At 75.5% G+C, this 9522-nt stretch carries 11 protein-coding genes; 7 read left to right on the top strand and 4 right to left on the bottom strand.

Annotated elements, in window-relative coordinates; translation table 11 throughout:
* Positions 1–351: 351 nt before the first annotated feature.
* Positions 352–738, bottom strand: coding sequence for a hypothetical protein (locus ACF1AK_RS18210; RefSeq protein ID WP_391499767.1), 387 nt, complete (start codon positions 736–738; stop codon positions 352–354).
* A gap of 66 nt (positions 739–804) precedes the next feature.
* Between ACF1AK_RS18210 and ACF1AK_RS18205 the strand changes: the two genes are divergently transcribed.
* The 4 genes from ACF1AK_RS18205 to ACF1AK_RS18190 all read left to right on the top strand — a co-directional run bounded on the left by ACF1AK_RS18205 (position 805) and on the right by ACF1AK_RS18190 (position 4073).
* Entirely contained in the window at positions 805–1428 is a 624-nt protein-coding gene (locus ACF1AK_RS18205; protein ID WP_391499766.1) for a hypothetical protein, read from the top strand.
* Between the two features lie 213 nt (positions 1429–1641).
* Complete coding sequence (locus ACF1AK_RS18200) at positions 1642–2322, top strand: hypothetical protein (protein ID WP_391499765.1); 681 nt, start codon at positions 1642–1644, stop codon at positions 2320–2322.
* Between the two features lie 208 nt (positions 2323–2530).
* Complete coding sequence (locus ACF1AK_RS18195; RefSeq protein ID WP_391499764.1) at positions 2531–3352, top strand: DsbA family protein; 822 nt, start codon at positions 2531–2533, stop codon at positions 3350–3352.
* Between the two features lie 64 nt (positions 3353–3416).
* Positions 3417–4073: a vitamin K epoxide reductase family protein gene (locus ACF1AK_RS18190; RefSeq protein WP_391499763.1), complete on the top strand. Its 657-nt coding sequence runs from the start codon at positions 3417–3419 to the stop codon at positions 4071–4073.
* Between the two features lie 379 nt (positions 4074–4452).
* Here ACF1AK_RS18190 and ACF1AK_RS18185 read toward each other — a convergent pair whose 3' ends face one another.
* The 3 genes from ACF1AK_RS18185 to ACF1AK_RS18175 form a co-directional block, all read right to left on the bottom strand.
* Positions 4453–5565 (bottom strand): serine hydrolase domain-containing protein, encoded by a 1113-nt coding sequence (locus ACF1AK_RS18185; protein ID WP_391499762.1) that lies wholly within the window; start codon positions 5563–5565, stop codon positions 4453–4455.
* A 79-nt stretch (positions 5566–5644) separates the two neighbouring features.
* Complete coding sequence (locus ACF1AK_RS18180; protein ID WP_391499761.1) at positions 5645–6184, bottom strand: GNAT family N-acetyltransferase; 540 nt, start codon at positions 6182–6184, stop codon at positions 5645–5647.
* Positions 6185–6215: 31 nt separating this feature from the next.
* Positions 6216–6611 carry an ankyrin repeat domain-containing protein gene (locus ACF1AK_RS18175; protein ID WP_391499760.1) on the bottom strand — a complete coding sequence of 132 codons (396 nt, stop codon included), beginning with the start codon at positions 6609–6611 and terminating at the stop codon, positions 6216–6218.
* Between the two features lie 249 nt (positions 6612–6860).
* On the opposite strand from ACF1AK_RS18175, the gene ACF1AK_RS18170 reads away from it, so the two are divergent.
* The 3 genes from ACF1AK_RS18170 to ACF1AK_RS18160 all read left to right on the top strand — a co-directional run bounded on the left by ACF1AK_RS18170 (position 6861) and on the right by ACF1AK_RS18160 (position 9500).
* Entirely contained in the window at positions 6861–7055 is a 195-nt protein-coding gene (locus tag ACF1AK_RS18170; RefSeq protein ID WP_391499759.1) for a hypothetical protein, read from the top strand.
* Positions 7056–7163: 108 nt separating this feature from the next.
* A complete protein-coding gene (locus ACF1AK_RS18165; protein WP_391499758.1) occupies positions 7164–8837 on the top strand; it encodes a hypothetical protein in 1674 nt (557 codons plus the stop codon).
* Between the two features lie 288 nt (positions 8838–9125).
* Entirely contained in the window at positions 9126–9500 is a 375-nt protein-coding gene (locus ACF1AK_RS18160; protein ID WP_380287286.1) for an RNA polymerase-binding protein RbpA, read from the top strand.
* Positions 9501–9522: the final 22 nt, after the last annotated feature.

Raw genomic sequence — 9522 nt, 5'->3', positions numbered from 1 at the left:
GTCGGCCCCACCGACCTCCCACGCCACCCCGCCCGCACCCGCACCGAACCCACGGCGCATGTCCGCCGCCCACCCCGGCTCCGAGCAGAACACCCCCAGCAGGAAGCCGGCCCACCCGACTACCCACTCCCCTGCCACCTCACCCCCACCGCAGAACCGCCGCACCCCAGGCGGCGGCAAGAACCGACCGGCCCCACAACCGACCGCACCACCCGGCGTGGAAAGTCGGCCCCACCGACCTCCCACGCCACCCCGCCCGCACCCGCACCGAACCCACGGCGCATGTCCGCCGCCCGCCCCCGCTCCGAGCAGAACACCCGCAGCCGGAAACCGGCCCACCCGGCCTCCCGCTCAGGGGCGGAGCTGGACGGCCAGGGACATGGTGTAGCCGACGAGGGCGGCGAAGAAGGTCACGGCGGTGGTGTAGCGGGGGGTGAAGGGGAGGCCGGCGAGGGCGGGGTAGAGGAGGACGGCGGTGCCGGCGGCGAGGTCGGCGAGGTAGAGGCCCCGGGGCGGGAGGGTGCCGGTGGTGCGGGCGGCCCAGCCGGTGGCGACCAGGAAACCGGTGAGCAGGATGAAGCCGGACAGCAGGCCGGAGCCGATGCTGGAGAGCACCGGGTGGGGCTCGGGCGGGGGCTCGCCCTCGGGGACGGCGGGGCGCACGCGGTGGGCCACCGCGAGGGAGCCGACGGCGAAGGCGACGCACGCGGCGGCGCTCAGCAGGGGGGCGGGGTTCATCGGCGGCTCCGGGAGGTCGCGTGGTGGTGGCCGAGGGCGGCCGCGAGGGCGGCGGGGACCAGGACGGTGAGGACGAGCACGGCCGTCCAGGTGGTCGGGTCGAGCCCGGCCGGGGGCGCCTCGGCGGCCGGCGGGGGCGCGGCCGCGACGACGGCGACGGTGGCCGCCGGACCGGGGGCGGCCGGCGGGGGCAGGGCCGGCGACGGGGGCTGCTCCGTCCAGGTCGGCGAGGCATTCGCCGCGGGCGACCGGGCGGGAGGCCGGACCGGCGGCACCGCCTGCACGGTGATCGGCGCCCGGGGCGGGGCCGGCTTCGCCACGTGCGGCGAGGCCATCGGTGAGGCCACCGGCGAGGCCATCGGTGAGGCCACCGGCGAGGCCACCGGTGAGGCCACCGGCGGGGCCACCGGTGAGGCAGCCGGCGGGGCGGCCTCGGAGGCAGTCGGGGAGGCCGCCGCCACCGACGGGACCGGATCGACGGTCGGTGACGACACCGCCGGGACGGTCGGCGTGGCGGCGGTCGGCGTAGCGGTCAACGTGGGGGTCGGCGTAGGGGTCGGCGTGGCCGCCGGGGACGGGCTCGGAGAAGCGGCCGGCGACGGCACGGACGGCGAGGCCGACGGCGACGGGCAGTGCCACGGCCACGGCACCGGCCAGGGCACCGGCCACGGCACCGGGCCGGGGGCGTAGTCCATCGCCCGATTGTCGGACCGTCCGACCGCCCCCGTCAGCGCCTGACGGCCCCTCACCGGCCCCGCACCCCGTCAAACCCATCGCTCCGGTGAACTCCCCGCCCCCGCCCTCCGAACGAACGGCCGATGCGGGACAACCAGTGCCCGGATCCGGCCGCAACCGGGGACGCGCCCTCGTGCCCGGCGTAAGGCCCGTGACATACTCCCGAACGTGACGACGACCTCCACCCACGCGACGAGGGCCTTGCGGGCCGCGGTGTTCACCGCGCTCGCCGTGCCGCTGTCCGCGCTGGGCCAGGTCCTCATCACCGGCCGTCCGCTGCCGCTCACCCTGGTGGCCCTGGCCGCCGCGGTGGTCTTCCTGGTCTCGGCCGCACTGGCCGGCGGGGAGCGGCGGCTGCCGCAGATCGCGGCCGTGATGGTCCCGGTCGAGCTGCTGCTCAACACGACCTTCAACCTGGGCCAGACCACCTGTGGCCCGATGCTCGGCGGCGACCTCCCGGCCCGCGGCATGAACCTGCTGGTCTGCGGCGGCGGCTCGGTGGACGGATCGTCGCTGTTCTACGGCCAGTTGGGCCACTCCGGCCGGCTGGCGCCCGCCGCCACCCAGGTGCTGCTCCTGCTGGTCCACCTGGTGATCGCGCTCGCCGCGGCCGCCTGGCTGCGACTCGGCGACGCCGCCCTGTCGGGCCTCGGGCGGGCGCTGCGCGCGCTGCGCCAGGCCGTCGCGGCGCCGCTGCGGGCGCTGGTCCTGCTGCTGGTCCCGGCGCCGGCCCGGCCGGTGCTGCGGGTGCCGCTGCCGGTCTCGGACCGCCGCCGCCCGCGCCGCGAGGACGTGGTGCTGAGCCCGGCACCGCGCCGCGGCCCGCCGCTGCTCGCGCCTGCCTGCTGACGAGCCCCCGAAGGCCGCTCCTCGACGAAGGACGGTCCTGCGAAGGCCCCGTGGCGGGCGGCGCACGACTCCGACCCCTCGCCCCGTCCCCTCTCCGGCCGACGCGCACCGTGCCGAGCACCCCGTGCCGAGCACGCCGTGCCGCGCGCCGGAGCGGGACACCCCCGCGCGCCCCGCGGCGCGCCCCCCATCACGGAGTTGACCGAGCATGGCTCACCCCAACCAGAAGCCCTCCCGCAAGCAGGCCCAGAAGATCAGCGCCCGTGAGCGCATCCAGGAGGCGCAGCGCCAGGAGAAGCTGGCCGCCAAGCGCCGTCAGCGGATCGTCGTCGCGGTCTCGGCCGCCGTCGCGCTCGCCCTGGTCGGCGGCACCGCCCTGGCCATCAGCGCGGCCGGCGACGACAAGTCCTCGGCCGCGGCGGCCGAGCCGACGCAGCTGGTCGTCCCGGCGAACACCTCCGGTGCGGACGGCACCGTGATCACCTACGGCAAGCCGGACGCCGCGCACACCCTCCAGGTGTTCGAGGACTTCCGCTGCCCGGTCTGCAAGACCTTCGAGGCCTCCAACGGCGAGACCGTCAGGAAGCTGGCGGACGAGGGCACCGTCAAGGTCGAGTACCACCTGGCGGCGTTCCTGGACAAGAACCTGACCGGGAAGGGCTCGCGCACCGCGCTGGCCGCGATCGGCGCCGCGGTGAACGAGGGCCTGGACAAGTTCAAGGCGTACCACGACGTGCTGTACGCCAACCAGCCGGACGAGCGCGAGGACGCCTTCGGCGACGTCAACCACCTGCTGGAGCTGGCCGACAAGGTGCCGGGCCTGAAGACGGACGCGTTCGTCAAGGCGGTCAACGAGCGGACGTACGCGCCGTGGGCGAAGAAGGTCGCGGACGCGTTCAACGACAGCGGGGTGACGGGGACCCCGACGGTGAAGGTGGACGGCAAGCCGCTGACGCTGTTCAGCGGCAACCGCCCGGTGACGCCGGAGCAGTTCACCGCCCAGGTGAAGCAGGCCGCGGGCTTGCAGTGAGCACCACCGGCCCGGCCGATTCCCGGCCGGGCCGGCCCCTTCCTCACCCACGGAGTGCTCTGCCATGACCGCATCGACCGCTCTGCCCGGCTCCTCCTCCCGCGTCCCCGCCCCCGCACCCGCACCGGCGCCGATCGGCGCGGGCCGTGCGTTCTCGCTGTTCGTCCTGATCGCCGCCCTGATCGGCCTGGCCGCCTCCGCGGTGCTGACCTTCGACAAGCTCCGCATCCTGGAGGACCCCTCCTACATCCCGAGCTGCAACCTCAACCCGGTGATCAGCTGCGGTTCGGTGATGCGCACCGACCAGGCCGAGGTGTTCGGCTTCCCCAACCCGCTGCTGGGGCTGGCCGCGTTCGGCGCGCTGGCGGCGGTCGGTGCGGGGCTGCTGGCGGGGGCCGCGTACCGCCGGTGGTTCTGGCTCGGCCTGCAGGCGGGCACGCTGTTCGGGGTGGGGTTCGTCCACTGGCTGATCGACCAGGCGCTGTACGACATCGGCGCGCTCTGCCCGTACTGCATGGTGGTCTGGGCGACGGTGGTGCCGCTGTTCTGGTACACGACGCTGCACAACCTGTGCTCCGGGGTGATCCCGGTCGGTCCCCGGCTGCGGCCGGTGGTCCGGGAGGCGGCGCGCTACCACTGGGCGCTGCCGGTGCTGTGGGCGGCGGTGATCGCGCTGCTGATCCTCAACCGGTTCTGGTCGTACTGGTCCACGCTGATCTGACGCCCCGCCACCCGCCGGGTGTCCGCGGCGCCGTACGCGACCGGTTCCCGCCCCGGACCCGACGTGTTCGCGAAGCATCGGGCGCAGGCCTCCTCCCCCTGCTGGAGACGACGCGCCCCCATCGGCCCCGGCCGGCCGCCACCGCGGCCACCGGGGTCCGGCCGGGGGCGGCACCCCCCCGACAGCCGGATCGGATTCGCCCCCAGGAATCCGGGAGCCTTCCGGCCCTCCCTCCGGCCCCCAGGGGTGCCGGACAGATCGGTGACGGCAGTCGCACACCGGAGATCAGGACGCCGCTCGCCCGCGCGCCCGTCAGGGGCGGGAACCGTGGTCCGGATGGATGGCTGCCGGAATCCCGTCGGCGCCGGGCGCGGCGGCCCTACCCGAAGACCGCCCGGCGGAAGGCGTTGCGCAGCTCGGTGAGCCGCCGGAAGTCCCGGTCGTAGTGGACCTTGTTGGTGAGCAGCAGCGCCCAGCGGCCGCGGCGGCGGGAGACCCAGAGCGCGGTCCCGGTGAAGCCGTAGTGGACGAAGGTTCCCTCGGCCGGGTCGGTGCCGGCGGCGCAGAGCCAGGACAGGCCCCGGGCGGGTGCCAGTCCGCCGGTCTGCACCCGCAGCGACTCGGTGATCCACGACCCGGCCCACGGCAGCGCGGACGCGGCGGCCGCGTCATCCCCTTCGCCCCCGGCGCCCCCGTCACCCCCGGCGAGCACCGCGGCGAGGAAGCGCTCCAGGTCACGGGCGGTGGAGAAGGCGCCGGCGTTGCCGGAGACGCCCCCGAGCAGCCGCGCCGAGGGGTCGTGCACAACGCCGCACAGCACCCTGCCGGCGGTCCGCTCGTACTCGGTGGGGGCGGTGCGGCCGGCGAGCTCCGGGCCGAGCGGCCCGTAGCGGGTGTCGGCCATGCCGAGCGGCCGCCAGACCTGCCGGGCGGCGAGTTCGTCGAGCGGCGCGCCCGCCAGGGACTCCACCAGGTGACCGAGCAGCACCGCGGCCCGGTCGGTGTACTCGACGGCGCCGCCGGGCGGCCGGTGCAGCGGGGCGGCGAGCACCCCGGCCCGGATCGCGGCCGGGTCGGTGCCGTACCGCTCGGCGAACCGGGTGCGCAGCGGCAGCCCGGCCGTGTGGGTGAGCAGTTGACGGGCCGTCACCGCACCGACGGGCCGGCCCGCGGCCGGCGGCCAGTAGGCGCCGAGGGGCCGGTCGAGCGGCAGCCGCCCGGCCTGCCGGAGGGCTCCGGCGCACGGCCAGAGCGCGACGATCTTGGTGAGACTGGCCAGATCGAACACCGTGTCGTGGTCCATCGGCCGCGTGCCGTGGGGCCCCCGGCCGAGCACACCGGCGTGGCCGCGCCCCCGGACGCCGCCCGCGTCACCCGCCGACCAGACCCCACCGGTCCCGGCGGCGCGCAGCCCGGTGCTCACCAGCCGTTCCAACGGCCCGCCGGGCGCCGCGAGTTCGGCGAGCGGGGCAGCCGCCACCGATCCGGTCATCCGCTGTGCCCCCCGTCCCGCGGTCCCTCCCGAACGGGCCCGTCGGACCCGTCGGGAGGCTACCCGGCGCCGGCCCCGGTCAGACGCCGGACGCGCCGCCGAACTCCTTGCCGAGGCAGATGCTCTGCTCCGACTCGCGGTAGAGGCCGAACTTCTCTATCGGCTCGTAGCCCTCGGAGGCGTACAGGGCGACGGCCTCGGGCTGCTCGGTGCCGGTCTCCAGGATGAACCGGGTGCGCCCGGCCTCGGCGGCGGTCCGCTCCAGCCGGCGCAGCACCACCCGGGCCAGCCCGCGGCCGCGGGCCCGGGGCCGGACGAACATCCGCTTCAGTTCGGCGTCGGTGGCGCGGATGCCGAACGGCGCGGCCTCCTTGGCCCGCCAGCCGCCGCAGGCGACCGGCTCGCCGTCCAGGTAGGCGACCAGGAAGAGCCCGGCCGGCGCCTCGAAGTGCTCGGGGTGCAGCTCGGTGAGATCGGCCTCGCCGTAGCGGCGCACGTACTCCTGCTGCACCTCGGCCGTGAGGAGCTGGGCGTCGGGGTGGCCGAAGCCGGTGATCCGGATCTCGATGCTGCCGCCCTTGGTGTCGCGCACGAAGGGTCCGCCGGTGGTGGTGCTCATGGCGCAAGCCTACGGCCCGGCCCCGGCGCTCCTAGGACCGGCCCTCGAAGCGGGCGACCAGCGCGTCCTTCCCGAACATCCGGGCGGTGTCGACGGCGGACGGGGTGCCGGCGGACGGGTCGGCGCCGCCGGCGAGCAGCGCGTCGAGGACGTCGTCGGCGCCCTTGAAGACGGCGCCGGCCAGCGGGGTCTGGCCCCGGTCGTTGGCCCGGTTCGGGTCGGCGCCGCGCTCCAGCAGCGCGCCGACGGTGGCGGCGTGCCCGTGGTAGGCGGCGAGCATCAGCAGGGTGTCGCCCCGGTCGTTGGTGAGGTCGGCGGGGGCGCCGGAGTCGACGTACGCGGCGAGGGTCTCGGTGTCGCCGGCCCGGGCGGCGTCGAAGAGCTTGCCGGCCAGGGCGATCACGTCGGCGTCGGGGGTGTCGGTCATGTCTCGGCCTTTCTCCGGGGGACGACGCCCGCGCGGGGCCCGTCCGGCGTTGTCGGTGGTCGCGCCGGACGCACGGTAGCGCACGGCGCGCGGCTGCGGGGGCCGCGCGACCGTTCGGGCGAACTTTCCGGCCTGGAGCGGCAACTCCCGGAAACCACCCATTTGCCCCGTTCCATCATCTATTACCTTTTGTCACGATTGTGGCACTTTCCGTGGCACTGTCCCCGCACCCTCCCCGAGGAGCAGATCGTGATCCTCTCGATTTCCGGCATCGTCCTGTTCGGCACCATCGCCTTCCTCTTCTTCCGCAGGGACGGACTCAAGGTCTCCCACGCCCTCGTCTGCGCCCTCTTCGGCTTCTACGTCGCCGGCTCCTCGATCGCGCCGAGCATCACCGCGGGCGGCGCCAGCCTCGCCAGCCTCCTCGGCGGCATCAGGTTCTGACGGGGCTCAGGCCCCCGCACCGGCCCGGGCGCGGATCCCACCGCCCCGGGCCCGGCCGTTGCCGCACGCCCCTCCCACCGACCGTCCCACTCGCCCGGGGAGCCAGGAATGCCACTCAGCCGCCACCACCTCACCAAGGGCCGCGACCTCGTCCGCACGGCCGGCGACCACGCCTCCGACATGTTCGCGCCGCTCACCGTCATCGGCCGCGGGCTGCGCCACCACGCCGCCTGGGCCAAGGACCGCTGGCAGGCCACCCCGAAGGACCGGCGCGGGCCGACGCTCTTCCTGACCGCCGCGATGCTGGCCGGGATCTACCTGCTGCCGCACGGCCTGCTGTTCGCGCTGATCGCGCTGATGGCCAGCGCCGCCTGGGCGGGCCGCGGACCCAAGGCCGCGCCCGCCGCGCCCGAGCCGGACCTCGCGGACGTCAAGCTCACCGCGCTGTACGCCGCGCTCACCCCGTACCTGGCCGGGCCCGAGGGGTTCAGCCCGCTCTACCACTACGAGGGCAGCTACCGGGACGTCTTCTCCGGCTGGGAGTTCGACGCCGAGGGCCGGCTCGCCCGGCTGGAGATCGCCTACCCCGCGTACTTCACCGACACCGAGCCCGGCGCCCGGGCCCGGATCGAGCAGGTCGTCCAGGGCAAGGCCGGGCGGGCCAGGGAGTACCGCTTCGACTGGGACGAGGAGTCCAACACGCTGCGGATCGCCGCGCTGGCGCCGCTGCCCGCGGACATCGTCGCCCAGCGGTTCGTGGCGGCCCCGGGCGAGATCGTGCTCGGCTTCACCGACGAGGACGGCAGCGCGCGGACCATCCCGGTGCACCAGGGCGGGGCGCTCGCCCAGCAGCCGCCGGTGGTCTGGCGCACCGGACCGCGCTCGGCCGAGCCGCACCTGCTGGCGCTCGGCGTCAGCGGCTACGGCACCTCCAGCCTGGTGCGCTCGGTGGCGCTGCAGGCCCTGCCGTTCGCCGACCTGGTGGTGATCGACGGAGCCGGGACCGGCGAGCATGCCTGCCTGGTCAACCGGCCCGGCGTGCACACCGTGGAGACCAGCCTGCACGGCGCGCTGGCCGCCCTGCAGTGGGTCGCCGAGGAGACCGGACGCCGGCTTACCGTGCTCAACGCCGCCCGGCACGCCGGCACCGCCCCGCCGCCGGACGTCACCCGGCCGCTGTGGGTGCTGCTCGACCACCCCACCGAGCTGAGCGAGCTGGCCCACGCCGAGGGCCGCCCCGACCCCCAGGACCTGCTGGAACTGCCGCTGCGGCACGGCCGGGCGGCCCGGGTCACCGTGGTGGTCGCCGACGACATCGAGGCCCGGGACCGGATCTCCCCGAGCGTGCGGGCCACCGCCCGGGCCCGGGTGGTGCTCGGTCCGGCCGGCCCCGAGGAGGGCCACGCGGCACTCGGCGTTCCGCTGGACATCGTGCCCGCCGCCCAGGCCCCCGCCGGGCGCGGCTACGCCCGGATCGGCACCGGCACCCCGGTCCGGCTCCAGGTGCCGGCCACCGTCGACCCGCTGGACGAGGAGGCGCCGGCCGCACTGCGGGACGCCGTGATCGCGCTGCTGCCGCACCGCGACACCCGCACCGAGGCGCCCGCACCGGCCGCGCCGGCCGCACCCGGGCGGGCGGTGGCGCCGCTCCCGGCGGAGCCCGGCGCCGGGCCGCAGCCCGGGCCGTATGCCGAGCCGTACGCCGGGCCGTACCCCGAGCCGCTCCCCGGGGTGGACCTCGCCAAGGGCCCGGCCGCGCTACGCTTCCGTCCGCTCGCCTGACCGGTCCGCCCGGCCCCGCGGCGGAGGGGCGGCGCAGGCCGCCGGTCCGCCTCCCGGTACGCTCGTGCGGGAACGGCGGGCCGATCGCCAGATGTGAAATAGGTGACACCTGGGGTGATATCACCGGCCAGATGTGACAAATCGGGCGCCGGTGGGTACAAACAGGGGCGGCACGACAGACGACGCATGTCCCGGGACGGGAATCTTCGTCGGAAGCCGAGCGTTGACCGAACGACGAAGAACAGCGACCACTAGTCCTGTGGGCCATAAGCCCGGGAGGCACGATTCATGAGCGAGCGAGCTCTCCGCGGCACGCGACTCGGGGCCACTAGCTACGAGACCGACCGTGGTATCGATCTGGCTCCCCGCCAGACCGTCGAGTACGCATGTCAGAACGGACACCGATTCGAGGTTCCCTTCTCGGTCGAGGCGGAGATTCCCGCGGTGTGGGAATGCCGTTTCTGCGGCCAGGAGGCAGCCCTTCTCGACGGCGACGAGCCGGAGGAGAAGAAGGTGAAGCCGACGCGCACCCATTGGGACATGCTGATGGAGCGCCGGACGCGCGAGGAGCTGGAGGAGGTGCTGGCCGAGCGGCTGGCCGTGCTCCGCTCCGGTGGGATGAACCTCGCGGTGCACCCGCGGGACACCCGCAAGAGCGCCTGACCCCGCTCCCGCCGACGGGCGG

This window comes from Kitasatospora sp. NPDC015120, from assembly GCF_043080305.1.
GTDB lineage: Bacteria > Actinomycetota > Actinomycetes > Streptomycetales > Streptomycetaceae > Kitasatospora.
The sequence above is the reverse complement of the archived record's forward strand: the minus strand, read 5'-3'. Positions and strand labels throughout refer to the sequence as shown.